Below are 22,229 nucleotides of genomic sequence, written 5' to 3' on the forward strand. Positions count from 1 at the left end.
TGTTAAGCCCCGCCTCCCCCCAGGGGGAGCGGGGCGCGCCCTGACGGGCGCAAGGCCGCGCCTGGCGGCGCGGCTCGACGCCGGAAACGGAAGTGGGTTGCCCCTGACGCGGCGCGAAGGGGAACGGCAAGAGATGACGGAAATCAACCCAGCCGCCGCAGGCGAGGCCGCGGAGCGGGGCAACGGGAAACCGCCCCCCGCATTTTCGAAATTTTCTGGTTGCATGGGGTTGTTTCGGAGCCCGACCCGTGCGATAACAGAATTGTCGGCAACGCGCCGACCATCGCAGTAAGTCGCCCCGCTCGGGGCAAAGGAAAATACCGCAATGAACGGCATCGAACTTTCGGTCGACCGCCTCGAAGTCTCCCCCTCGACGCTGCGGCACAGCCACTACATCGACGGCACTCCGTATCCGGTCAGCGTGGCGACGGGAAGCGTCCGCGTGAACGGACCGCACGGGAGCTTCGTCGTCTCCGCCGACTTCCACGCGTATCCGACGCCGGACTACTGGACTGTCCCCAGGCTCCGCGCCGACGACTTCTACCTGCCCGTTCCGCAAGGCGTCGTCGACGCGGCGAACCGAGCCCTTAGACGGCAAGGCGACAACCCGAACTCGCCTGTCGTCCGCCTCGGAGAGACCGTACGCGCACAGTATCTGCGTCGCGCCGCCTGACGCCGAAACGCGGGAGGGCGCAGAAGCCCCTCCCGCGTTCATACGCTCCTACGCGCATATCGTAAGAAAAACACACGAACACCCTTGCGCGGCGTCTCGGGATATGCGACAACTATACTGTCGGGTTTCGTTCCGACCAAAGCAGTGAGTTGCCCTATTGAAGGGCAAGGAGACATGAAGATGCTTTACGCGTCGAAGCCGGAGATATGGCGCCTTGAAGTGCGGACGAATCATGACGACTGCGTGCTGCTGTTCGACAACTACGAAGCCGCGGAGGAGAGCGCTCTCGTGGCGCTGAAAGATATCCTCCACAAGCTGGACGACGAAGCTCCGAGCTTCGGCGAAACTGACGAGCTGCGCGTCTGGCTGCGCGAAAAATGGGCCAACGAGGTGCTGCACGAACACATCGTGCGCGACGCGACGGACGCTGAACTCGTCGCCGACTTCGTCGAGGACAAGACCGAAAACTTCATCGTCTTTGACGACTGGACCATCGGCGTTAGCCGGGCCGAGGTTCACAGCGATCCCGTTTGAGCTTCATTTGACGTCATCAGACCGGCGCGGGTGTGCCGCGCCGGTCTTTTCTCGGAGACCGGAAAGCATGGCAAGCGAACTCGAAGACCTGCGGAATGACGTTGTCATCCAGCGCGGGAAACTGGCGGATATGATGGGCCGCGCCGACGCGCTGCTGGCGCGGACGCCGGAGGACTCGCCGGACAGGGCGCACGCGCGATACCTGGTGGCCTGCCTCGAAGGCGCCCTGGACGCCCTCGCCGTCGACGAAAGCGCCGACGGGCGACCGGCGGATGGGAGCGAAGACCTCGTGGCATACGGAGATTGAGTGGGAGGAGCGCGGGGAATGGGGGGCGGGATGGCCCGCCCCCTTTTCTCCCTGCCTCAACTCGCCGCTATCATCGCGGCGTTCGCGGCCCACACGTCGGCCTCGATCGAGCGCCTGGCGTCTTCGCGGAGATCGAACCTCCGCACGGCGTTAGCCATGTGAAGCCTCGTGATCTCTCCCTGAACGCCGGGCATGCGGCACACGCCTTCCAGGGCGTCGCCTCCGTTGGACGAGTCCATCAGATAGTCGATGTTCGCCTGATCGACGTGTTGGGGAACGCAGATAGACATTGGAAACTCCCTGCCCGCGCGGGGCGGCCGACTTCAAAGGCCAACGCGTTGCGCTGACATTATGGTTGTCGCATGGATAAAGACCCCGAGCAAGGGGGGGGGGCGCACATTTTTTCGAAAAATATGTTGGCGGTTTACAAACGACGCGCCATATGTATCTCTTACGCGTATATCTGAGTCAGTCAAAAGGAAGCCGAGATGGCGGTTCTGGGAGCAAACCAGCGGTCCAAAGCCCAACGCAAGGCCGAGATGCGCGAGAGGTATAGCTTTCGCGTAATTATAGGTCGCGCGTTTCACAGCTTGTTTCGCATCGCGGGCGGGTTCGCGAGCGGGTATCTCGTTTGGACGCTCGGCTCCGACGGTTGGGACGGCCCCTGGGGTCTCGTCTTCACGCCGCTGATCGCCGGAACTTTCGCCGGATACGCCGCGGTTCTCTTCGCGGAGATGAAAGACGCAGAAGGCGAGGCGGAGGGATAGATCATGATCGGGCTTCTGGTCCGGCTGACAACGATCAGCCTCATCCTCTTCAACCTCATCATCGTAATCGCCAGCCTCACAGGACACCTAACCGCTCCTGTATGGGTCGGTGTGCTGCTGTTCTTGAGCGCCCCGATACTCGGGTTCGCGGATCGTTTCTTCTTTGTCGTCATCCGCAAGATCGCCAGGGCGGCGGCGTAACGGCGTCTTTTCCGGAAAGGAGACAAATGAACGACAGTTTCTTGTCCCTGGCGCCGCTTTGGCTGGCTTGGGTCGCTTTGGCGGTTGGCCTTGTCGTCGCCGATCTCGCGCTTGCGGGCGCCCAACTCATCCTCGTCGGCGCGGCGTTCGGGGCGCTGGCCGCCGGGATCGCTTCCGCCGCCGGTCTCGGTTTTGAGGCGCAGGCGTGGGTTTTCGTCGGTTTCACCGCCTTGTCGACGCCTTTGATCCTGACGCTGCGCCCCCGCCGCAAGCGGAGCAAAGCCCATCGCCGGGCCGATTGGGCGAGCGGCCTGATTGCCGAGGCGGTGGATTGGAACGGGCGCGTCGGCGTCAAACTCTTGGGCGATTTCTATCCGGCACGGGAGCGGTCGGGCGTCGCGCCCGAGCCCGGGCGGCGCGTTAGGGTAGTGGAAATGGACGGCATAACGGCCGTCGTGGAGGACGCCCCAGATACCGAAGGGGCTGACGATTCAATCAGTGGAAAGGAGAAAGCGAAATGACCGCAGGTCTGATTTTGGCGGCGATCCTGGCCGTTCTCACCCTCGCCTTCATCTACAAGGGCTTCATGATCGTGGAGGAGTCCCAGGCCGTCGTCATCGAGCGGCTCGGAAGTTACAATCGCACGCTCGAACCTGGAGTCAATTTCATCATCCCGGTCATCGACAAACCGCGGCCAATCAAGATTTACCGTTATGAGCGCGGCTTCGGGGAAAAGGAACTGACCCGTCGGATGGTTTCGGAAGCCAAGATCGACAAGCGCGAGTCGGTCCTGAACTTCCCCGCGCAACCGGTCGTCACCAATGACAACGTTTCGGTCCAGATCGACGGAGCGCTCTACTTCCAGATCGAGCAGCCGGATCGGGCCGTCTACGCCGTCGAAAACCTCGTGCAGGCTGTGGAGACCCTGGCTAAGACGACGCTGCGCTCCGTCGTCGGCGGCATGCAGCTCGACGAGCTTTTCTCGTCGCGCGACAACGTCAACACGAACTTGCAGGCCGTCATGGACGAGGCGGGCGACAAATGGGGCGTGAAGGTCAATCGCGTCGAGTTGCAGGACATCTCCGTGCCCTCTGACGTCGAGGACTCCATGCACCAGCAGATGGCCGCCGAGCGGAGCCGCCGCGCCCAAGTCACCGAGGCCAACGGGAAGAAGGAGGCCGCTGTCCGCGAGGCCGAAGGCGACAAGGAGTCCGCGATCCTGCGGGCGGAGGGCGAGCGCTCCGCGATCGAGCAGGTCTTGTCCGCCGGGAAGGAAGCCGGAACGGAGATCGGCGCCTCGAAGGTGATGGAATACATGATCGCCCAGCGCTACATCGACATGCTCCCGAACATCGCCAAAGACGGCGAGCGCATCCTTGTTCCCTACGAGGGGACGGCGATGCTGGGGAGCATCCAGGGCATGCAGGGCCTGATGCCCGGCTTCGCCGCGGTCCAATCCTCCGAGAACGGAGCGCCCGCTCCGGCTCCCAACGGATCTGCGTCTCCGCAGGGAGGCCCCTGGGGGTCCTGACGCCCGCAGGGCAGTCATTGGCCGTGGACGAGCCGGGGCGAAACGCCCCGGCTCGTTCTCTTTGCCGCGTTTGTATGGCCCGTTCCGCCGAGGGCGCGTCGTCGGCGGGGGGGAGGGGGTGACGCCTTTTCTGAAAAAATGTGCTTCGATGGGTTGCGTCAGAGACCGGCCCGTGAGAAAAAGAACATGCTGGGAACGCGCCGGCCATCACAGTGAGTAGCCCCGCCCCGGGGCAAGGAAGCAAACAGATGAACGAAGCGCAAATTTCCGCGATCGACGTTCGCGTTGAGGGCGAGTCCGAAATGCGTTTTCCGCCCTCCGGCGATGTTGTGGGGTCGGTGGACGCGTCGGCGGACGTTCTGTTCCGAGGTAGGAGCCTCGGGCGCCTGGCGTTCTCGATCGAGGTCAGGGTGACCGCCGACAAAGGCGGCTGGGACTGGGACGGCGGCCAGGTCGCGCTCGATCCCGAAAACCTCGGCAAGGCGGCCCGGGAAGCAGGACTCGACGCCGTTCCGGACTGCGACGAAGTTCGCGCGGCGCTTCACGACGCCGTGCCCGGATCCGTTCTCGAAGGGCTTGCGGAGGAGGCCAGCGACGGGATCGGCGAGAGCCCCGAGGCGGAGCCGCAGGACGCCATGCTGGCCGCGATGGGAGACCCCTGCGAAATCCGAGACGTCGAACGCGACGGCCCGCGAGCGGCTTTCCGCTTCCGTATCCCGGTTCCCGGGACGGGCGGGAGCGTCACTGGCCGCGCGGAGGTGTCGTCGAGATCCATAGTGCCGGGCGTTGCCGCGACGAGCGTGGACGGCATCCAGATCGAAGACGCTTCGGTTCTCCCCGACGCCGGATGCGACAGCGGAGAGGAGCGGGAGTTCCAAGCGGAGGCCGCGATGATTCGATACCTCGACGCGGAAAAGTATGACTTGCCCTTCTTCGCCGAAATCCGGAACGCGGCGGGGTGACAGACCGGGCCAAAGAAAAAGCCCCCCGGCCGACGGGCCGGGGGGCTTCCCTCGTAAGGGCGCCAGGGTGTCGGGCCGCGATCAGATGCTGTCGCGGACGTCTTCCCAGTGTAGTCGGACGGCCTGTCGGTCGACGGCCACTTGGCTGTAATTGACCTTCATGCGCGGGTCTCCGCCCGGCACTTCGGCCATCACCTTGAAGTCCCCGACGCTGCCGTAGCCCTCGCCGTCAACCTCCACAATCCGATCAGCGTCGATCCGTTCGCCCGTGTTCGCGGCGAGCGCCGCGCCGCTGTCGCCGAAGCCCACGACGACAACTTCTTCCGCGCCCGACAGGTGCGCGAGCCGTTCGACGCCGGCGGCGAGGCTCTTGGCTTCCTTCGGCACGTTCGGCCTTCCTTCGGAACTCGGCCCGCCGCGGATGTATGACCCCGGCCGATGGAGCGCGACGGAGAGCGTTTCGCCGTCGGCGGCGTCTAGCATCATGTCGAAGTGCTGAGCGCCCGACGCGTTGCCGTAATCGTTCGGCCAGGCGCCTCCGACGTGGGGCAAGTCCGCATGGATGCCGACGACGAGACGGTCAGCGTGCCTCGGCCCGGCGGACTCGTAAGCCAGTTGCCGGGCGCCCGCGTCGATCGCGCCCGTCGGCTGGATCACGTCGTGTCCCACGTCGTGCGCCGCCGCGGGGGCCGCGCCCGCCGCCGTAAAAGCCGCCGCCGCCGTGAGTGTCTTGAGGGTATTCATGGATGTCTTCCTCGCGCTTGACTCTGCGCGGCCCCGGACCCCGGAGCCGTCGCCGGGTCTCCCGTGCCCCACGGGAACAAACCCGGAACGAGAATAACACCGGCAGTTTTCCCGCGGCCAGGGATCTTCTCAACCGAGGCGTCGACACTCGCCGCGGGGCGTCGGCACACTGTCCGGGCGTCTTCGAAGGCGCTTGACGGCCCGGCGCCGCCCTTGCCCTCTCGCTCTCCGGCGAGTTGGGCGGCGTCGGGCTCGTCGCCTCTCTTCTGATGGCCGGTAAAATCTCGACATTTTCTGAAAAAAATGTTCGCCGAGGGGTTGCGCCCCCGCTTGGTATGTGCGAGTTTAGAAACATCGGCGCTGACGCCGATGGATGAAGTGAGTGGCCCCGTTTCGGGCCAAAGGAAGAAAGCAGATGACGAACTCAAATCTCCCCTCCCTCGCGGCTCTCGAAGCCCTGCTCCAAGAAGCTGGCCTCGGGCATCTGTTCGAGGAATACGTCGGCCTTGTCGTCGCTTACGGCGCCTCTCTCGGCGAAGGCGTGGAAGCCGGAGAAATCGAGCCCGAGGAAGACGAGATCTCTGGCGTCGACGTCGAGCTGGTGTTCTTCGATTTGCTGCCGAACCCCGCCGCTTCGCTTGTCGCCTATTGCCGAAAGAACGGCACCGGCTGGCAGGTGGAGGAGAACGACGACTCCAGAGCCGTGGCCGCCGCTGACCGCGAGATGGGCGGCGACATCACCACGGCTTTCTACGACGCCATCGCGGAGATCGCGCGAGGCGGGGGTCAGCGCCGGAAGGCGGCGTAGCGGCTCGGGAGCCGAGGGCGCGGAGAACCGCGCCTGAGGCCCTTTTCATTTGAGTGTGTCGCCCCGCCAGACGGGGCAAGGAGACCTCGGAATGTTTGTATCCGACAGCTACGGGAGCGTTCTGAAAGAAACAGGCGAAATGCCCCGCAGTATCGGCCTCGGCAAGGTCTGCGCGAAAGACCTGCGGGCCGCTGCGGACTTCCTCGACCCGAACGCCGGAGCGGGCGATTACGGCCGCCGGTGCCGCCTGAGCCACGACCTCACGCGCGACGGCGGCCGCGTCGCCTTCCTGAGCCTTCACGGCCATCGCATAGCCCTGCGCCGACCGGACGGCGCCGTTTATGTCCGCATGGCGGCCTCGACGGACACGACGCGCCGGAAAGTCAACGCGATCCTCGACTCCCTGAGGCGGGCGCCCGGCGGCGCCGGAGTTTACGTCACGATCCGGCAGGGCGGCGCCTGGCTCGTGGAGCGCGGCGAGAGCCGCTGGCGGGTGACCCGCGAACTGGCCTCGGACGAGTGGATCCGGGTGGCCTGAGCGATCTTCCGGCGGCTGGGGCGTCGGACGACATAAGATTTTTTCGAAAAAACTTCGCCCGACCCTTGCGTGCCGCCTCGCGCCGTGCGATAACAAGAATGTCGGAAACCCCGACGCATCGCAGTGAGTAGCCCCGAGACGGGGCAGGGACAAACCAATGACCGAAACCGTGGAACAGATCCTCTCGCGCCGCGTTCCGGGCGTGAAGGAAGCCGTCGTCGCCGAGATCGGCTCGGTCTCGCCGGAACTCGAAGGGGCCTCGTTCGCCTGTCGCGTGATGTCCGACGGCGAATGCGGAGGCGAAGCGATGTTCCGCGCCGTCGTCGAAACAGCCGCCGGCAAGACGTTCAAGCTGCCGGCGTCGCTGACGCATCTTCGGGGGCAAGCCATGGTCAATACGATCCGCCCCGCGACTATCGCAGGGCGCGCGCCGAAGCTGGCCGAGCATGTCCGCCGCCGCGTCGCCCGCTCCGTTCCCGAAACGACCGACCAGGCCGTGCGCGACGAACTCTCGCTGTGCCTGACGCGCGCTCTCCGGCACGCCCTCGAAGCCGGGAGCGACGCCGAGCTGTCCGAGATCGCGGACGGCGCCCGATCGATGGCGCGCTAAGCCGCGTGATCCCGACGCCCGGCGCGGCCCAGTTTCCGCGCCGGGCGTCTCCTGCCTTTTGCCGTCGTTCTCCAAAGGAACCCGCCATGAACCCCGCAACATTCCGCGGAACCCCCCTCGACGATCTCCAAATCGACTTGCTTCCCGACGCGCCCTCGCGCGAAGTCCCGCCGACGGATCCCGACCGCGCCGACGCGGCGCCCGTCGCCAAGATCGAACAGCGCTTTTCGCTGGAAGTCTCCGACCCGGAAACCGGCGAGGAGATCGCGGATTTCACCGTGTGGGCCTCTTGCGCGGCATACGCCGACCGCGAAGGCGCCCCGGGCCGCACGCGCGCGGAATGGGATGCGGCCCGCCTTCTCGTCGGCGACGACCGCGAGGACGCGGCCGCGCTCATCGGTTGTCTCGATGACCGAGGCGATCTCGAACCGCACGAGGCGCACCTGGAAGACGCCGCGTTGAATGCGGCTGATGGCGGGTGACCGCGACGCCAAGCGCCGCACGGGCGCGGCCTGATTTTTTCGACGAAATCTCGCCGAAGGGGGTTGCTCTGCATTCCGTTCCGTGCGATAACGAGACTGTCGGCAAGGCGCCGGCCATCGAAGTCAGTGGCCCCGTTTCGGGGCCAGGGAAGCGAGCGAAATGCCCGAAAACACGATCCTCTCCGAAAACGGCGTCATCGTTCACGATGTCAGCTACGACCCGAACGCCATCTGTATCGACCTTTGCGAGCTGGACGAATGCGGCGCGCGCGGCGTCGCCCGCGTTCCGATTTTGATCGACGCGTGGACGCCCGAGGCCGGGCGTCGTCGGGGGTCATTCTACGCGACGATGCTTTGCGACTGGATGGCCGCGGATATCGAAGACCTGAAGGAGCATCGCTACGAGCGGGAGGTTCTGTTCGAAGTCGACAGCATGGCGTGCGACGATCCGGCTCCGGGGCATGAAAGCGTCGACGTCGCGTGTTCCGCGAGACGGCATCTCGAATGCTTGGAAGGCGGTTTGCGGGAGGCCCTCGAAGAGGCCGCCGAGGACGCCATGGCCGAAATGGTCAAAATAGAAGCGCGAGAGGCGGCCTAACCCGCCGTCGGGAGTTTGCGTGTCGGAACAAGGGGCAGCTTTCCGATGGAAGCACAGCGTCATCTCTATTTCGCTCTCAACACAACTCTCGCCGCGACCTGCGCCATCGCCTTCGGGGCGCTTGCCTACGGCGTCTCCGCCCTCATGGCGGACGAGGGCGCCTTTCGGCACATCGCGGTAGCGGCGCTGGCTGTCGCGCTTGCCCAATGCGTCAACGCCATCGCGAGGGAGCTTTCATGGAACGTAGCAAGCTCTTGGGAAAGCACGGGCCAACTCTCCAGACGCGCCAAGGCGGTCGGCGCGTTGGCGCAACTCCTTTATGCCAGCTTCTGCGCGTTCGCTGTGGTGTCGGGGACTCAGACGGCCGTAGCAGGCTGGGACTGGCCCCTGTTCGCCGCCTCGGCCCTCGTCGGCGTCCGTTTCAAGTGGGATTGGCTGCCGCGATGGCTGGGGAGCCGCAGACCGGCGGCTTGAGCCGTCGCTACCGCATCGGAAAGGGTGTCAGCGGTTTCGAGGTTCGATCGAGGGAGGCGCCTGCCCATGCCATGGCGAGCGCCCTCGGACGACTACTTGCGGGGGGCGTCTGTTTTTCGAAAAATCTCGCCAAAGGGGTTGCGCCGTAGTTTTCTCCGTGCGATAACAAAACTGTCGGCAACGCGCCGGCCGTCGAGGTCAGTGGCCCGGCCGGGCCAAAGGAAGCGAGCAGATGAACCGCACTTATCGCGACAACCGAACCGGCTTCACTTACGCCATCGAAGAGAACGTTTCGTTCCGTCGCGTCATTGAGCGCGACATGGCCGGAGAGAGCGTCGGCATCTTCGCCCTGCCGCCACGCGTCGCCGACAGCCCCGATTTGGGAGACGAGGAGGACCGGCAAGGGTTGGCGGATGCGCTCGCGCACTTGGACGCTCTAAGCAAAACTGGGAACGGAAGCGTTGATGATATCCACGCCATCCGAGATGACAGTTTCGAGGCCATTTTCGACGGGATCGAGCTTGTGGAAGACCTGAACGCCTCACCCGCGACGGGGAAGGTGGCCTCTGTCGCCTGAAACAAGGCCCCGGGGGGGGGTTTGCTCGCCCCCGGGGCCTGACGCCTCGCCGGGGGAAGACGTTACTCGGCCATCGCAGTAAGTCGCCCCGATGTGGGCAAGGAAGCTATCCCATGGACATCGAAAACTACGAATCTGTCGCGCCCGGATGGACGCGGGGCGAAGCGAAGACAGGCCCCCAGGACGCGCGGCTGGCGTTCCATCCGGATTATGGTCTGGACGACGTGTCGGCCCGGATCGACGAACTCGACCCGCGCGCGGTCGCCGAGAACCTGGAGACCCTCGCGGAGAGCGGCGTGGATCTGACGGTCCGCGGTTGGGGCGCCGCCGACGCGGAGCCTTTCGAGATCGGGCTGGAGGCGTCCAAAGCGAGGGGTATGGAAACCATCGTCGACGATCCGGACCCCGACGCGGCCGTGCGCGAGCGCGTCGTCACGCTCGGGATCGAGGAGGAAGTGGCCGCGCAGAACGTCGTGGCCGACCATTACGGCGTCCACGCCTCCGCCGTCGGCGCCGCGCTGGCCGAGGACGCCTCCGGGTTGGAGAGCGTCGAGGAAGGTCTGGGCGATCTCGAACACCTCAACTGTTCGAAGGGCTGGAAGGCGTCCGGTTGCCCGTCGGCTGTTTTTTTTCGGAAAAATCTCGCCGAAGGGGTTGCGTTCGCGCCTACCCTGTGCGATAACAAAAATGTCGGCAACGAAGCCGGCCATCGGTGTTGCTCGCCCCGCTGGGGCAAAGGATCCAACCATGCAGATCAACGTCCGCGACATTCACGCCAACGTCCTCGCTTCCGTCGTCGACGCCGCCGTGGAAAACGTCCAGTCCAACCGCGACGACATCACAACGATGCGGCCGCGTCCGGGAATGGCTATCGAACGAACTCATGCGGCGATCACGCTTCAAGACGGCACCGCGTTCAATGTGCCGATCGAGGTGGAGACGGTGGACGGACACACCGTAATCAACAGGGTCACGGGAACCCAGATCGGCAACGTCGCTCCGGAAGCCGTCGAGGCCCTGTGGGCGGAACTCGCGGCTCGGCTCATCATGGTTAGTCGCTCTGACGTCGCCCGGGAACTCGCCGCCGTCGTCACCCGTCGTCTCCGGAACGCCCTCGCCGACGGCTCCGACGAGATGTTGGCGCTCACCGCGCAGGGAAGTCGCGAGAGCGCGAGCCTGCCGGCAGTCCGCGGCTGACCGAGGGCCGGGGGCCGGGAGAACCCGGCCCTACCGCGCCTTCCCGCCCCCCGTTTGTTGCCTTGAAGTCCGTTGGAAAAGCGAAGTCATGTCAAACCGCGCTCAAGAAGCCCCGCAAATGCCCGTGTATCCGTTCGCCGGGTTCGAGGCCACGTCGGCCCCGTCTCCAGCCCGACGCCGCCCTGCGGCCTCCCTGAGCGCCGCCAAAGACGCCTCAGTGGTGTCGGCCTGGTGCGCTTGCGGATGGCAAGGCGACGCCGCCCGGGCGTCCCTGGGTTGCCCCTCCTGCGGGCGCGAGCTCGACTGAAGGGGCCGCCGTCATGCAACACGCCGGGGGCTTTCCGGAAGCCGAACGCAACAGATCGGGGGCGGTTGCGCCCCGATCCGGCGCGGGTCGCGGCGGAATAGAGTATCCGCCGTTTCCAGCCCCCGGTTTGTTGCTTGGGGCGAACGGCACGCCCCCAGCTTGTTGCGTTCGGCTCGATCGCTCGAAGTTTTTCAGAAAAATCTCGCGCAAGGGGTTGCGTCCCGCAGTTGTCCGTGGGACAACCGATATATCGGCATAGAGCCGAGCTTTTGAAGTGAGTGGCCCTGAAGGGGTTCAGGAGTTGGAAATGGCTGAGAACGGTGAGAACCAGGTAGGCGGCTTTCCGTGCGTTCTGAAGCGGATCGCATTGAACCCGGTCGTTCCATTGGTCGGCGGGCCGCCTTTGACGACGGCGCCGATCATGGGCGTTCAACACGTCGCGGACAACTTTGGACCGAGCATTTCGATTATTTTGTTCGTGTTGGCGTTGGCGTTGTCTGCGATTGGGTTCTTTTATTTTTTTATGGGGAACTACTGGGTTTTGCGCGCTGTTCTTCGCGAAGCCGAAAAGGCCGATCCATCATTCCAGCCCGAACTTCCAATGCCTGTTCAGGACACATCCGAGCAATATCGGAAAGAGCTCTCGGAACTGCTTGGTGACCCCAGATGGAAGCGCGCCGCTGCGTATGGGGCCGGGTTCGCGCTTGTCGTGGTGGCCAGCGACGTTTCCGGAGTCTTCGCGGACAGCTCGACAGGCGCCGTTGCTGCCATCAGCGAACTCGCTGCTTTGGTTTTCGGATCGATCTTCCTGTGGAAGGGCTTGCGGGCTTTCTTCACAGGCGTCTATCGGTTCTTCGATATCGTCATCTCGTACGAGTTCCTGACCGAAACGGAGCGCGCCCTGGAGAGGCGCGACCTCTGAGGTCGACGCCAGCGGGGCGGAGAACCGCCCCCGCCTTTTGCCTTTTCAGTGCGTGCGTCCGGCTCGGACCGGACGGGAGAGTAGAATGTTCCAGAACGTGTGCCGTTTCGCGTGTGTCGTCGCCCTCGGGTCCGCCTTCGCGACCTGCCTTGTTGTCGCCCTTGTAGCGGCGCAGCGCGCGGGCGCCATCGACGTCGCCACCTACCTGGAAGACGGCGTCGCCGCGGTCGTCCTGGCGACTTTGGCCGTCACGCGTTTCGGATGCCGGGCGTCCGAGGCGCGCTGAACTTTTTTCGAAAAAATCTCGCGTATGGGGTTGCGTCCGAACCGCGCCCGTGCGATAAAGAAAATGTCGGCGGCGACGTCGGCGCATAGAAGTCGGTGCCCCGGGTCGGGGCAAGGGAAAACGAGATGGCCACATCCGACCAGATTTCCGAGATCGAGACCAGCGAGGCGGTGCTGCGTGAGAAGCTGGAGCGCTTGGTGGAGCGTTGCGACGCCGTCGCGGACGCTTCCGCCCGGGCGTGCGACGACAGCGGGATCGCCGACGTCGAGGACATCCGCGAGCGCGCTTCGAAGGCGGCCGCAGTCCTGGGCGGCGCGTCGATCGAGCCGACGCCTTAACGCTCGGGAGCCCGGGTCAGCGGGGCGCCAGAAGGCCCCCGCGCCCGTTTTCGATTTGAGTCTGTCGCCCCCCGTGTCGGGGCGGAGGGTAAAGAGATGAACACGGCGTTGAGCAAAACAGGGCCTTGGACTGTCAGCCACTCCCCGAGGATCGATCTCACGGAGCGGGGGCGAGAAGGGATCGCCGACAACGGAGCGGCGCTTTTCGCCGGCCACGTCGCCGACGTCGGCCTCGCGATGGACCTGAGGCGCGAGAGGAGCGGGATCAGCGTCGAAATCGGCCCCGCGACCGACAGGAGAATGCCGGCCGTTCGCGGCCGAGGGACGCGCTTCGAGCGCGGCGCCCCGATGACTTGCGGCGAAGCCTCCCAGTTCGTCCTGAAGCACGCGCATTTGATCGACGCCGCGACCCAGCGAATGGACGCGGAAAGACGGGAAAGCGCCCAGCGAGCGCTCGCCGACGCGTGGAGGTCCGCGACTAGCGCGTACCGGTTCTCCCCCGGAGAAAAGGCTCGCGCCGCCTGAGGCGCCGACAGCTCGCCGGCGCTCCGCGTCGGTTTCCTTGGGAGCCAGAAGGCCCCGCTCACTCGAACCGAACTGCCCCGGACTCCGCGTCCGGGGGTCTTTTTGCCGTATGCCCGCGGAGCCGTTATAAGAAAGTTGGGAAACGCTTATAACGGAGTGCTTCACCTGAAGGCCATCGACCTCGCATACCGAACGATGTTCGCCGAGTTGGCGCAACGATGCCTGGACACGTGAGCGTCGAAGTCGTCTCCCCGCCAGTCCGCGAGGTCGCGGTAAAAGCGATGGACGTCGACAGCCAGACCGGCTATCCGGTCCGCGCCCTTGCGCACGCCCCCTTCGGACCTTTGGCGTCTGCGGGACGACGGAAAGTCGGTGAAATGCGACAGGATACGCGAAAACCGCGCGGAGTTTAGACTCCCCGGGTGCCGCGGTGCCTGCCGCGGGCTCGCGTCACCTTTGTTCCGCCACCAGGAGAGTGATTGAAGGCTCACATCGACGCCCGCAGGGGTCAACAGGGAGCCGCCAAGTCCAATGCGAGTGAGGCTTCATGGTACGTCGGACCGATTCACGGTCAACTCGGCACGCGGCGTCAGTCGCGGAAAAGAAGAAGGGCCGGGAACCTTGCGGTTGTCCCGGCCCTTGCGGCGGTATGCCTTGCGCCCCTTTTTGGGCGGCTTCACTTTCGGTTTGAAGCGCGGATCGCTCAGGGCCCGCGCCGCCTCGTTCCTGCGTTTCATCGCTCTCCTCCGATCTCCTTCCATTCAATCCGGTCGGGGAGGGGTTCTCCCTCTCCCCTGCCGGCGAACCCGCTACGCCCCGTTTCTTTCTTCGACACGGGCGATCTGGCGGTCTATGCGCTCTATCCGACCCTCCATGGCATCCAGCATTTCGCGGTCTCCCGCCTCCACCCGTTCGCGATCGGCCAAGCAACTGCGGCGGGCCTGCTTCAAGGTTTCGAGCAGGTCCCAGTCTTGGTGCGCGTTTTCCGCGGGTGTGCTGCCGCCTTCCAGCATCCGCTCAAGGGCGATCCTGACCTGGCGCTTCACTTCGTTGTGGAACCCGATCCGGTCCAGCGGGTTCGAAGGCTCCCACATCCGAAAGGCGTCTTCCAGTTCCGACCCGGCGACAGCGCGCTCGATCACGCAGTCCGTCGTCGTTTCGATCTTCGTTTCGTCTCCGCCGAGTTCACGGTGGACCCTGGTCAGGTACGCCCGGTCCCCGTCGCGCTCGAACCCACGGAGGGCGCTTTCGACGATCCGGTGCGCTATCGCGGCCTCGTTCGACGCCAGAGTCCGCTTCTGCGGCATACCGCTGGTTGTCATGAGTATATCGATCATCTGATCGCTGGTTCGCATCTTGACGCTTCCTTGCCCCGGAGCGGGGCGACTCACTACGATGCGTCGACGTCGCCGACGACCTTTCCTGTATCGCACGGGCGCGGTTCGGACGCAACCCCCGTGCGAGAGATTTTTCGAATATTTTTGCCTCGGGAGATAGGGCGCCTTCTGGCAGACCAACCCCCTCTGCGGAGCGACTTTTGCCGCGCCCTCCGTCGCCCTCAGGCCGGTTTCGCGGCCGGCAGCGGGTCGAGCCCGTAGCATTCGCGGCGGTCGTCGTCCGCGAGCAGGTCGCCGACTTCCGCCACGATGCTTTCCGCTTTTTGCTCGTGGCTCAACCGGGACCAAGCTTCGTTGCCAGCATTGTCGTCGAAGTCGATCTCGAACCGGCGACCCGCCAGTTCGACGGACGCCGCGGACCCTCGGCTCTTGTGATCGACCCAGTCGATCCGCGGGCGCATGCCCGTGGCGGGGTCCACCAGGCCGTGGTCCGTGATCTGATAGCTGAACCCGGGTCGTTCGGAGCTTCGAAAACGCATTGCATGTCTCCCTCCGGCGTCTTTGCCGGAACCTTGACTGGACGCCGCGAGCGGCGCCGTCGCGCTTCGCGCAACCCCTCTCGGGGAACTGAACAAACCGACGATGCCGCCGCTACAGGTCGCCCCGCTCCAGCGCGGCCTCGATCGCCTCGGCGTCGTACGGCCTTGTCGTCGGCGCCGCCTCAAGCATCGCGGCGAAGCCCGCGGCCAGGAAGAGCACGATCAAGACGCCGATGCCGTATTCGCGGATGTGAGTCATCGCTTTCCACCTTTGCCCCGTCGCGGGGCGACCTACTTCGATGCGCCGTGCGCCGGCGCGGGCGGTGCGGGAGGCGGTTCTCCGCCCCCTCGCCTTCCGCTTCAGTCCGCGTGTTCGTCGCGGTACGCGCTCACGCCGTAGTCCTTAAGGGTCCGGGCGACCGCCGCCCCGACCGCCAACTCACGGCCGCTGTTGTTGTCGTAGCCGATGTAAATCGACGGCGTGCCCGGGCCGCGCAGCACCTTGAACCCGGCGGCTTCGACCGCCTTCAGATTTTTGGCGTTCGCGCGCGTGTGCGGCAGGTTCACGTAAACGCGGCCGCAGCCGTGCCCGCGTTCGCCGCCCAGCGTCCGGTCCGCTTCGGCTTTCGCCGCTTTGGCGGCTTCCAGGGCGACCGAGTAGGGAACCTTGCCGAGTGCGGGGTTTTCGTTGAGCATCGCGATCTTCCTTGCCCGTTCGGGCGACTGACTGAAAAGGCCGGTGCGTTGCCGACAATTGTGTTATCGCACATCGTGAAGGTTCGCGCAAGGGTTGGCGACCAATTTTTTTCGAAAAAATCGATACCTGGCCGGCGGCGCGCGCGGGGCGGTTCTCCGTCCCTCGCTTCAGTCGCCTACTGACGCCGCGACTTGCCGAAGTTCGCCACGATCCGCCGCGCCTGTTCGCGGCTCACGGACTGGATCAGCGCGTATGTCGCGCACCTGGTCTCAACTTCCAGCCGGTCGTTCCGCTCCCCGTTGCGGCGCTTCCTGGCCGCCGTGCGGGCGTCGTCCGGGGGCGAAACCAGCGCCCGCACTTCGTTCATGCGCGCCGTCGCGCCCAAGTTTATCATGTTCCGGACCAGCTCCCGCGGATACGCCTTGTACGCTTCGAGCTGCTCCGGCGTCATCCGCGCCACGGCGTTTGCCTCGATCGTGCGGTAAAGCTGTTCGATGTCGCTCATGTGGATCGTCCCTGCCCGTCGCCGGGCACTCACTGCGATAGCCACCAGTCTGAAAATGGGCGGCGGGCGGCGGGCATGAGGTCGCTCCGCCGCCCTGCCTTGCTCCGTCAGTCGGGCGACGGAACGGCGTCCGCCCTCGGGCCGATCGCCCACCTCTCGGACTGGTCGCAGTAGCCGCCGAACCACAGGGCGCGCTCCGCGTCCCAAGAAAGCATGCCCGCCGTGTCTTCGGGTTCGTCGTCGCTGAACTTCGGAAGGCGGGCGACGTCGACGTCGCAGTCGCTCGTGGCCGCGTCGAACCGCCCTCCGGCGTCTTCGACGGCTTCCATTCGGCTCAAGAGATCGTCCAGATCAGTCGCTGCCCTGACGTAGCTTTGGGCGTTTTCGAGATCGATGGTCATTGGTTTCATCTCCGGCCCTGTCGGGCCACTCACTTCAGCTGTCGGCGTCTCCGCCGATGTTTCAAGGTCGCACGGACAAAGCGCGAACGCAACCCCTCGCGCAAGATTTTTCCAAAAAAAAGCAGCTCGGGCGGAGGCGGTTCTCCGCTCTCCGCCCGGCGACTGCCACTTCGCCCCCGGGAGAGAAAGGGCTAAGTGGCGTCGACCCGTCCGATCGCCAAAGCGGCTTCGGCGCGCAGGGCCGCGCCGAGTCCTTCGCCGTCCGCTTCGGCTCCGCCGGACAGCAGGTAGGCTTCGATCGCGCGTTCCGCTTTCACGAGCGCGGCAGCGCCGCTCACGCCGCGCATGGCGTCGCCGAAAGCCGCTACCAGACCGGCGTGATCGGTGTCGTCCAGCGCGGCTTTCTGGCTGAACTCCACGCGGTCGCCGCCCGAAATCGCGCCTTCGGTGGTGATCCTGAAGTCCAGCGCGGGTCCGTCGTCCATGTCGCAAGTGCGGAACCGCATTTTCCGGACGGTGCGGACCGTTTCGGGTTCTTCGGCGTCCGGATCGCCGGGCTGACGCCCCAGGCGGTCCATCACCTGCCGCGTGTGGCCCCCCAGTATTTCCGCGTTCGCTACCATCGCCGCCAGGCGGCAGCTTTCGTCGTCGAAGGCGTCCATGAACGGATCCCAAGCGGCGTCCACGGACTTGCGCGTGTGGCGTCGGAAAGCGATCCGCAGGGCGCTCCTGAGCTCGTCCGCGTTGTCGCCGATGGCCGTCTCTTCGTCGAGAAATGTCCCGGCGTCCCGGATGGCCCACCCGACGCGCGCGACCATCGCGGCTTGGCGGCGGTCGATCACGCTCCGGATGTCCGAGGCCATGTCGTCGAGGCCGTTCATGGCGTCCGGATCGAAAACTTGGCGTTGTTCGGCTGCGTTCTGCATTTTCGTCGTTCCCTTGCCCCGATATCGGGGCGACTCACTCAAAAGGCCGGCTCCGTTCCCGACATTTTCTTTGTCGCATGGGACAGACGGGCGCGCAACCCCTCGGCGCAAGATTTTTTCGAGAAATTGAGGGTGGCTTGTCCTACAGGATCGGGGCGACTCACACAAAAGGCTGGGCCACTGAATCTTCGGGGACATCCCCAAGTCGACGCCGCAGGATGTGCTCGGCCGAGGCCAGAAGATAGCGGGCGTCGCCCGCTTCGCCGGAGTCTCGCTCTGCCCGGGCGGCGGGGCCAAGCATGTCGTCGATGTACGCGAACAGTTTTCGGAAGTCCGTTGGAGTGATCTCGTCGCCCTTGTCGACGCGGTTATCAATCGGCAGTTCGTACAGGTCGTCGAGGATGCGATCCGCAAGATCGAACGCCGCGTTCGCGACAATGCGGGCGTCGAAAACCGCGCGCTCAACCGCGCCCATCGCTTGGACCGCGTCGTTGTATGCCCAGGTTTTTCCATCGGAAACCAAATGGAAGCAGAGTTGGTCGTCAAGGCTCCGCGCCCAGGGCTCGCAGCCGCGCTCGCCCCAAGCTTCCATGATCCGGTCGGCCAAGTCCGCGGCCAACTGAGCAGTGATTTCGGTCATTGTTCCGTTCCTTGCCCCGAGGCGGGGCGACAAACTTCACTCGTCTTACGCCCCTGCGGCACGACAAAAAGGCCGTCAGGCGGGTCCGGAGGGGGCTTGCGTGCCCCCTCCGGCAGGCGTCAGGCGGCTTTGGCCATCCGCTCGGCGACATATTCGGCCATCGGCCTCAAGGCGTTCTCGGCGGCTCTCACGGCGTTGGGACGGAAACCGAGGGCGTCCGCGTCGCCCCTGTCGAGGTCGCACACCCAGTCCACAAGGGCGCGGTGGAGAGTCGCGAACTCGCCGTCGTCGATGCCGAAGCTCACCATTCCAGCGCTTTGCGATTGCACGGCGGCGTCGATGCGACGGGCCAGCCCTTCGATGACCGGCCCGACGGCGTCCGGCACTTCCAGACGGCGCAACGCCGCGACGTACACTTGCGCGGTTCCGACGGACTCCAGTGAGCTGTATTTCCGGTCGGTCTGTTCGATGGTTCGCATTGGTTCGGTCCTTTTGCCCCAGCGGGGCGACTGACTAGCGATGGCCGGGCTCGTGTCCGACATTTTCTTTGTCGCACGGAATGGCGCGGCGCGCAACCCTCTTTTCGTGTTTTTTTTCGAAAAAATGCGGATGGCCGATCCGGCGGGCGGGGACATCTGCCCGCCCGCCGTCGGCGTCGGATCACCGCGTTCCGAGTGCGAACTCGTCTTCAACCGCGTCGTCGTGAAGATCGCAGCTCCACATTTCCGGAACCCGCCTCAATCCGGCGGCTTCCATCCACATCTCCGCTGGCGTGGATTGAGGGGACTGAGCCGGCATGGACATGACCTCCTCCGCTACCGCTCGCGCGCGGCTTTCTCGCATTTCGCGGCGCGCTTTGCCGATCCGGCCTTCGTCCCGCGCCGGTTCGCTTCGGCCGGAGGAGACGGTTCGGGCCGCTTCGTCGATGAGATAGGCCATGCTTGTGGGCAGGAAGCCCGACTCCCTCACCTCTTCCGCGACGCAGACGGACATGCCCTCGGCGGACTTTTGGCCCTTTTCAGCGGCGACGCGCAGGAGGATTTCCGCCTCGGCGGCGCGCTCGTTGCCTCCGCGCAGGCGGCAGATCGCCAAGTCCGCGGTTTCGGCCTCGGCCGCGGCGGCGTCCAGGTCGCGGACCAGCGTCGCGCGCGGAGCCTCTTCGAGGTCGCTCAGGCGGTCGAGGAACATTTCCTCCAAGAGCGCCGCGACGTCCTCGGGGTGCTCGTTTTCCAAGTTCCGGTATGTCCGCAACAGGTCGGCTTGCCGCTGCGGCGCGTGCTCGCCGAGTACGCTCGGGCGGGTCGTCGTCCAGTCGTGATGGGACCGGATGACGGCGCGGACTTCGGCCAGGGTTCGGGGTCCGATGTGATCCTGATAGACGGTCATTGATTGGCTTTCTCGCCCGACTGCGGGGCGAAAGACTGCAACTGGCCGGCGCGATGGCCGACATCTTCGTTATCCCACGATTTAGTTCAGGTCGCAACCCCTCAGGCAAGTTTTTTTCGAAAAAAATCAGAAACCGGAACCGCCATCTTCGCCGCCGGACTCGCCCGCTTGGGCGTCGCCGATCTCCCTCGGCTCGTCGCCGTTGGCGCGCGCTTCGATCACGTCGGCGGCGTTGCGGAGTCCGGCGTTCCGCAGGCGCTGGACATTGCGGGCTCGCGCGGCTCGAAGTTTTGCGTCCCAGTCGGGGTTGTCGGCGGCTGTCATTGTATGCCCTCGCTGTCGCGGGTTGGCGTCGCGTCCCCTTGCTGGGCGTCGCGCCATTGCGGGCGGGCTTGTTTCCAGTGTTCGCGGTCGGCCCAGGGGCGCGCAAGCCCCTGGGCGTCTTCCGCGGGCTACCGGAGGCGGAAAGCGCCGTCCGCGACGCCGCTCGGCGTGTCGTCGGGGTCGGGGCACGGCGACAAGACCGGTCCGATCACCGACATCAGGAAGCCGTGCCTGTCGGCTTCCGACGCCACCTCGTCGAACCGCCGCCAGCAAGCGGCCAGGTCGATCTCCAACTCGCCGTCGGCGTCCGACGCCTCGGCTTCGCTTCGGGTGTATCCGAACGCCCGCACCAAGACGTCTTTCGCCGTGAGGGGGTCGCCCGAAGCCCGTTCCAGCAGGTTTCGGGAAATGGCGTCGAGGACGTCGTGGCCGTATGGCCTTCCGGCTATCTGTCTGACGGCCATCATGTCCGGCGTGATTTCTTGGGCCATTGGTTGGCTTCCTTGCCCCGCACGGGGGCGACTGACTGCGGTGGCGGACGCCGCGCCCGAGGGCGCAGCGCCGCCGATCGAGGAGGTCGCGCTTAGCCGCACTTCGGCCAATTGACTTTCCATTCGTCGGGGATTTCCCCGACGCGCTCGGGATCGATTTCGAGGAAAGGCTCCACCCTGTGGAGGCGGACGTCGCAACCGAGATTTCCGGCGAAGAAGTCGTCCATCAGGGCGCGGGGCGCGAAGCCGTGTTCGTCCATCCGATCTTCGAGGTCTTCGCGGAACCAGGAGAGTTTGTGCCCGAGGAACCGGTACGGGTCGTCCCAGTCGGCGAAAGTCCAGTAGTCCGCGCCGTTCGCGACGTCCGCGATGTAGAGATCGTAGCCGCCTTCCCAGGCGTTCGGGTCCAACCGCTCGCCGCGGCGCACGAGACGGATCCGAACCCCCATCCCCTCTTCGCGGGCTTCCGCGACTTTCTCTTTTATCTGTTCCGGCCACTCGCCGACTTCATCGCCGGCGATCCGGCCGTCGGCGTCGAGGTACTCGATCAGGAACGGCAACTCGCCGTTGGGCTGACGGTATTGGTCGATCTCGTTCGCGATGGTCATTCGCTCTCTCCCTTGGCCCCTGCGGGGCTACTCACTTCTGCGTGTCGGTTTCGTTGCCGACATTTCTGTTATCGCACTTGTTTGGCTCGGACGCAACCCCCGCTGCGTGATTTTTCGAAAAAAAATCGAGGCCGTGAGGGCGGCGGCAGGGGCGGGTTCTCCCGCCCCATCCGTCCGCGGCGTCTTCAAGGATGCCGCAGGCCGTTCGCGGTCTCGGACAGGCATCCAAGCGCTTCGTGAAGCGCTTCGGTGGCTTCATGGAAGCATTGGTGCGTGTCCGCGTAATGCGCTTGGTCCCGACTCTCCGCCGCGATCTTCGCGGCGGCGACAAGCGCTTCTTTCGCTTGTTCGATGAGCTCGAAGTCGGCGTCGCCCTCTTGACCGAGGGCGTGGCGGTCTCCGAAGAGACGGATGGCCTCGTCGATTTTGAAAGCGTATTCGGCGGTGCTTTCGTCTTGCTTGCGGCTCATGGCGCTTCCCTTTGCCCCGACTGCGGGGCGATCCACCTCGATGTGTCGGCGTCTCCACCGATGTTTCAAAGGTCGCACGGACAAAGAGGGAACACAACCCCTCGGGCAAGTTTTTTTCAGAAAAAATAGAGGCCGTGCTCGGGGGCGCGCCGTCTTCTCGCCGGATAGCCGCCGGAGCCGGTTTCGCCGATCTCTGTCAACATTGGAGGAGAGCCGCCGGAGGGCGGTTCGTTGTCAACATTGGAGCGGCGTCGCCGCTTCGGATGGAGGCCGTCGGGCCGATTGGATCGGCGTCGGTCCGGATGGGCGGACGCCCTGCCCCGTCGGCGTCGCGCAGGCGTCGCATGGCTTGGCGTCGGCCGTGCGGGGGACGCTCGGCGTGGAGGGACGCGCGGGAGCGCGGAGCGGAACGGTGCGCCTGGCGGCTCGGAGGGAGGCGCGGTCGCGGGAGCGCCGCGCCGGGTTGTGCGGGGTTTTGGCGTAGCCGCGCCGCGCTTGGCTTCGCCTGCCATCGGTTGGGCGTC

Annotated in this window: 38 protein-coding genes; 20 read left to right on the forward strand and 18 right to left on the reverse strand. The window is 65.3% G+C overall.

All coding sequences use genetic code 11. From position 1 onward, the window contains the following. Positions 1-325: 325 nt before the first annotated feature. The 3 genes from CKO28_RS19150 (at position 326) to CKO28_RS19160 (ending at position 1,514) form a co-directional block, all read left to right on the forward strand. Positions 326-673 carry a hypothetical protein gene (locus CKO28_RS19150; RefSeq protein ID WP_200342421.1) on the forward strand — a complete coding sequence of 116 codons (348 nt, stop codon included), beginning with the start codon at positions 326-328 and terminating at the stop codon, positions 671-673. Positions 674-853: 180 nt separating this feature from the next. After that, positions 854-1,207: a hypothetical protein gene (locus CKO28_RS19155; RefSeq protein ID WP_200342422.1), complete on the forward strand. Its 354-nt coding sequence runs from the start codon at positions 854-856 to the stop codon at positions 1,205-1,207. 67 nt (positions 1,208-1,274) lie between these two features. Further along, positions 1,275-1,514 carry a hypothetical protein gene (locus CKO28_RS19160; protein WP_200342423.1) on the forward strand — a complete coding sequence of 80 codons (240 nt, stop codon included), beginning with the start codon at positions 1,275-1,277 and terminating at the stop codon, positions 1,512-1,514. A 56-nt stretch (positions 1,515-1,570) separates the two neighbouring features. Here CKO28_RS19160 and CKO28_RS19165 read toward each other — a convergent pair whose 3' ends face one another. Then, a complete protein-coding gene (locus tag CKO28_RS19165) occupies positions 1,571-1,804 on the reverse strand; it encodes a hypothetical protein (protein ID WP_200342424.1) in 234 nt (77 codons plus the stop codon). Positions 1,805-2,002: 198 nt separating this feature from the next. Here CKO28_RS19165 and CKO28_RS19170 point away from each other — a divergent pair, with 198 nt between their 5' ends. The 5 genes from CKO28_RS19170 (at position 2,003) to CKO28_RS19190 (ending at position 4,975) form a co-directional block, all read left to right on the forward strand. After that, positions 2,003-2,281: a hypothetical protein gene (locus tag CKO28_RS19170; protein ID WP_200342425.1), complete on the forward strand. Its 279-nt coding sequence runs from the start codon at positions 2,003-2,005 to the stop codon at positions 2,279-2,281. A gap of 3 nt (positions 2,282-2,284) precedes the next feature. After that, positions 2,285-2,482 (forward strand): hypothetical protein, encoded by a 198-nt coding sequence (locus tag CKO28_RS19175; protein ID WP_200342426.1) that lies wholly within the window; start codon positions 2,285-2,287, stop codon positions 2,480-2,482. A gap of 26 nt (positions 2,483-2,508) precedes the next feature. Next, positions 2,509-3,003, forward strand: coding sequence for an NfeD family protein (locus CKO28_RS19180; RefSeq protein ID WP_200342427.1), 495 nt, complete (start codon positions 2,509-2,511; stop codon positions 3,001-3,003). Then, entirely contained in the window at positions 3,000-4,013 is a 1,014-nt protein-coding gene (locus CKO28_RS19185; RefSeq protein WP_200342428.1) for an SPFH domain-containing protein, read from the forward strand. The genes CKO28_RS19180 and CKO28_RS19185 overlap by 4 nt, the downstream gene beginning before the upstream one ends. Before the next feature lie 248 nt (positions 4,014-4,261). Continuing rightward, on the forward strand, positions 4,262-4,975 hold the full coding sequence (locus tag CKO28_RS19190; protein ID WP_200342429.1) for a hypothetical protein: 714 nt from the start codon (positions 4,262-4,264) through the stop codon (positions 4,973-4,975). Positions 4,976-5,056: 81 nt separating this feature from the next. On the opposite strand, the gene CKO28_RS19195 is transcribed toward CKO28_RS19190, so the two are convergent. Continuing rightward, on the reverse strand, positions 5,057-5,719 hold the full coding sequence (locus CKO28_RS19195) for a hypothetical protein (RefSeq protein WP_200342430.1): 663 nt from the start codon (positions 5,717-5,719) through the stop codon (positions 5,057-5,059). A 415-nt stretch (positions 5,720-6,134) separates the two neighbouring features. Here CKO28_RS19195 and CKO28_RS19200 point away from each other — a divergent pair, with 415 nt between their 5' ends. The 7 genes from CKO28_RS19200 to CKO28_RS19230 all read left to right on the forward strand — a co-directional run bounded on the left by CKO28_RS19200 (position 6,135) and on the right by CKO28_RS19230 (position 9,806). Continuing rightward, positions 6,135-6,527, forward strand: coding sequence for a hypothetical protein (locus CKO28_RS19200; protein WP_200342431.1), 393 nt, complete (start codon positions 6,135-6,137; stop codon positions 6,525-6,527). Between the two features lie 91 nt (positions 6,528-6,618). Then, positions 6,619-7,065, forward strand: a complete 447-nt coding sequence (locus CKO28_RS19205; protein WP_200342432.1) for a hypothetical protein — start codon at positions 6,619-6,621, stop codon at positions 7,063-7,065. A gap of 157 nt (positions 7,066-7,222) precedes the next feature. Beyond that, positions 7,223-7,675 (forward strand): hypothetical protein, encoded by a 453-nt coding sequence (locus CKO28_RS19210; RefSeq protein WP_200342433.1) that lies wholly within the window; start codon positions 7,223-7,225, stop codon positions 7,673-7,675. An 86-nt stretch (positions 7,676-7,761) separates the two neighbouring features. Next, positions 7,762-8,157 carry a hypothetical protein gene (locus tag CKO28_RS19215; protein WP_200342434.1) on the forward strand — a complete coding sequence of 132 codons (396 nt, stop codon included), beginning with the start codon at positions 7,762-7,764 and terminating at the stop codon, positions 8,155-8,157. Between the two features lie 160 nt (positions 8,158-8,317). Beyond that, positions 8,318-8,755, forward strand: a complete 438-nt coding sequence (locus CKO28_RS19220; protein ID WP_200342435.1) for a hypothetical protein — start codon at positions 8,318-8,320, stop codon at positions 8,753-8,755. Positions 8,756-8,800: 45 nt separating this feature from the next. Next, entirely contained in the window at positions 8,801-9,229 is a 429-nt protein-coding gene (locus CKO28_RS19225) for a hypothetical protein (protein ID WP_200342436.1), read from the forward strand. A gap of 232 nt (positions 9,230-9,461) precedes the next feature. After that, complete coding sequence (locus CKO28_RS19230) at positions 9,462-9,806, forward strand: hypothetical protein (RefSeq protein WP_200342437.1); 345 nt, start codon at positions 9,462-9,464, stop codon at positions 9,804-9,806. Positions 9,807-9,868: 62 nt separating this feature from the next. On the opposite strand, the gene CKO28_RS19235 is transcribed toward CKO28_RS19230, so the two are convergent. Beyond that, positions 9,869-10,516, reverse strand: a complete 648-nt coding sequence (locus tag CKO28_RS19235; protein WP_200342438.1) for a hypothetical protein — start codon at positions 10,514-10,516, stop codon at positions 9,869-9,871. 37 nt (positions 10,517-10,553) lie between these two features. Here CKO28_RS19235 and CKO28_RS19240 point away from each other — a divergent pair, with 37 nt between their 5' ends. The 5 genes from CKO28_RS19240 to CKO28_RS19260 all read left to right on the forward strand — a co-directional run bounded on the left by CKO28_RS19240 (position 10,554) and on the right by CKO28_RS19260 (position 13,381). Next, a complete protein-coding gene (locus tag CKO28_RS19240) occupies positions 10,554-11,003 on the forward strand; it encodes a hypothetical protein (protein ID WP_200342439.1) in 450 nt (149 codons plus the stop codon). Between the two features lie 614 nt (positions 11,004-11,617). Beyond that, positions 11,618-12,232, forward strand: coding sequence for a hypothetical protein (locus tag CKO28_RS19245; protein ID WP_200342440.1), 615 nt, complete (start codon positions 11,618-11,620; stop codon positions 12,230-12,232). An 85-nt stretch (positions 12,233-12,317) separates the two neighbouring features. After that, a complete protein-coding gene (locus CKO28_RS19250) occupies positions 12,318-12,518 on the forward strand; it encodes a hypothetical protein (RefSeq protein WP_200342441.1) in 201 nt (66 codons plus the stop codon). A gap of 125 nt (positions 12,519-12,643) precedes the next feature. After that, positions 12,644-12,856, forward strand: a complete 213-nt coding sequence (locus CKO28_RS19255; protein WP_200342442.1) for a hypothetical protein — start codon at positions 12,644-12,646, stop codon at positions 12,854-12,856. Positions 12,857-12,952: 96 nt separating this feature from the next. After that, entirely contained in the window at positions 12,953-13,381 is a 429-nt protein-coding gene (locus tag CKO28_RS19260) for a hypothetical protein (RefSeq protein WP_200342443.1), read from the forward strand. Positions 13,382-13,926: 545 nt separating this feature from the next. On the opposite strand, the gene CKO28_RS19265 is transcribed toward CKO28_RS19260, so the two are convergent. The 15 genes from CKO28_RS19265 to CKO28_RS19335 all read right to left on the reverse strand — a co-directional run bounded on the left by CKO28_RS19265 (position 13,927) and on the right by CKO28_RS19335 (position 21,705). After that, complete coding sequence (locus CKO28_RS19265; protein WP_200342444.1) at positions 13,927-14,118, reverse strand: hypothetical protein; 192 nt, start codon at positions 14,116-14,118, stop codon at positions 13,927-13,929. A 72-nt stretch (positions 14,119-14,190) separates the two neighbouring features. Then, a complete protein-coding gene (locus CKO28_RS19270) occupies positions 14,191-14,736 on the reverse strand; it encodes a hypothetical protein (RefSeq protein WP_200342445.1) in 546 nt (181 codons plus the stop codon). 203 nt (positions 14,737-14,939) lie between these two features. After that, complete coding sequence (locus tag CKO28_RS19275; protein ID WP_200342446.1) at positions 14,940-15,257, reverse strand: hypothetical protein; 318 nt, start codon at positions 15,255-15,257, stop codon at positions 14,940-14,942. A 112-nt stretch (positions 15,258-15,369) separates the two neighbouring features. Further along, positions 15,370-15,516, reverse strand: a complete 147-nt coding sequence (locus CKO28_RS19280; protein ID WP_200342447.1) for a hypothetical protein — start codon at positions 15,514-15,516, stop codon at positions 15,370-15,372. Positions 15,517-15,617: 101 nt separating this feature from the next. Then, positions 15,618-15,953 carry a hypothetical protein gene (locus CKO28_RS19285; protein ID WP_200342448.1) on the reverse strand — a complete coding sequence of 112 codons (336 nt, stop codon included), beginning with the start codon at positions 15,951-15,953 and terminating at the stop codon, positions 15,618-15,620. Positions 15,954-16,129: 176 nt separating this feature from the next. After that, entirely contained in the window at positions 16,130-16,459 is a 330-nt protein-coding gene (locus tag CKO28_RS19290; RefSeq protein ID WP_200342449.1) for a hypothetical protein, read from the reverse strand. Positions 16,460-16,566: 107 nt separating this feature from the next. After that, positions 16,567-16,860: a hypothetical protein gene (locus CKO28_RS19295; RefSeq protein WP_200342450.1), complete on the reverse strand. Its 294-nt coding sequence runs from the start codon at positions 16,858-16,860 to the stop codon at positions 16,567-16,569. Positions 16,861-17,051: 191 nt separating this feature from the next. After that, a complete protein-coding gene (locus CKO28_RS19300; RefSeq protein WP_200342451.1) occupies positions 17,052-17,786 on the reverse strand; it encodes a hypothetical protein in 735 nt (244 codons plus the stop codon). A 160-nt stretch (positions 17,787-17,946) separates the two neighbouring features. Further along, a complete protein-coding gene (locus CKO28_RS19305; RefSeq protein ID WP_200342452.1) occupies positions 17,947-18,426 on the reverse strand; it encodes a hypothetical protein in 480 nt (159 codons plus the stop codon). A gap of 119 nt (positions 18,427-18,545) precedes the next feature. After that, on the reverse strand, positions 18,546-18,905 hold the full coding sequence (locus tag CKO28_RS19310) for a hypothetical protein (protein WP_200342453.1): 360 nt from the start codon (positions 18,903-18,905) through the stop codon (positions 18,546-18,548). Positions 18,906-19,086: 181 nt separating this feature from the next. Beyond that, positions 19,087-19,812: a hypothetical protein gene (locus CKO28_RS19315; RefSeq protein WP_200342454.1), complete on the reverse strand. Its 726-nt coding sequence runs from the start codon at positions 19,810-19,812 to the stop codon at positions 19,087-19,089. A 126-nt stretch (positions 19,813-19,938) separates the two neighbouring features. Then, entirely contained in the window at positions 19,939-20,136 is a 198-nt protein-coding gene (locus tag CKO28_RS19320; RefSeq protein ID WP_200342455.1) for a hypothetical protein, read from the reverse strand. A 128-nt stretch (positions 20,137-20,264) separates the two neighbouring features. Beyond that, positions 20,265-20,750 carry a hypothetical protein gene (locus CKO28_RS19325; RefSeq protein WP_207168876.1) on the reverse strand — a complete coding sequence of 162 codons (486 nt, stop codon included), beginning with the start codon at positions 20,748-20,750 and terminating at the stop codon, positions 20,265-20,267. Continuing rightward, positions 20,720-21,235 (reverse strand): hypothetical protein, encoded by a 516-nt coding sequence (locus tag CKO28_RS19330; RefSeq protein ID WP_200342457.1) that lies wholly within the window; start codon positions 21,233-21,235, stop codon positions 20,720-20,722. The genes CKO28_RS19325 and CKO28_RS19330 overlap by 31 nt, the downstream gene beginning before the upstream one ends. A gap of 185 nt (positions 21,236-21,420) precedes the next feature. Beyond that, complete coding sequence (locus CKO28_RS19335) at positions 21,421-21,705, reverse strand: hypothetical protein (protein ID WP_200342458.1); 285 nt, start codon at positions 21,703-21,705, stop codon at positions 21,421-21,423. Positions 21,706-22,229 lie beyond the last annotated feature (524 nt).

It is taken from the genome of Rhodovibrio sodomensis, from assembly GCF_016583645.1.
Classification (GTDB): domain Bacteria; phylum Pseudomonadota; class Alphaproteobacteria; order Kiloniellales; family Rhodovibrionaceae; genus Rhodovibrio; species Rhodovibrio sodomensis.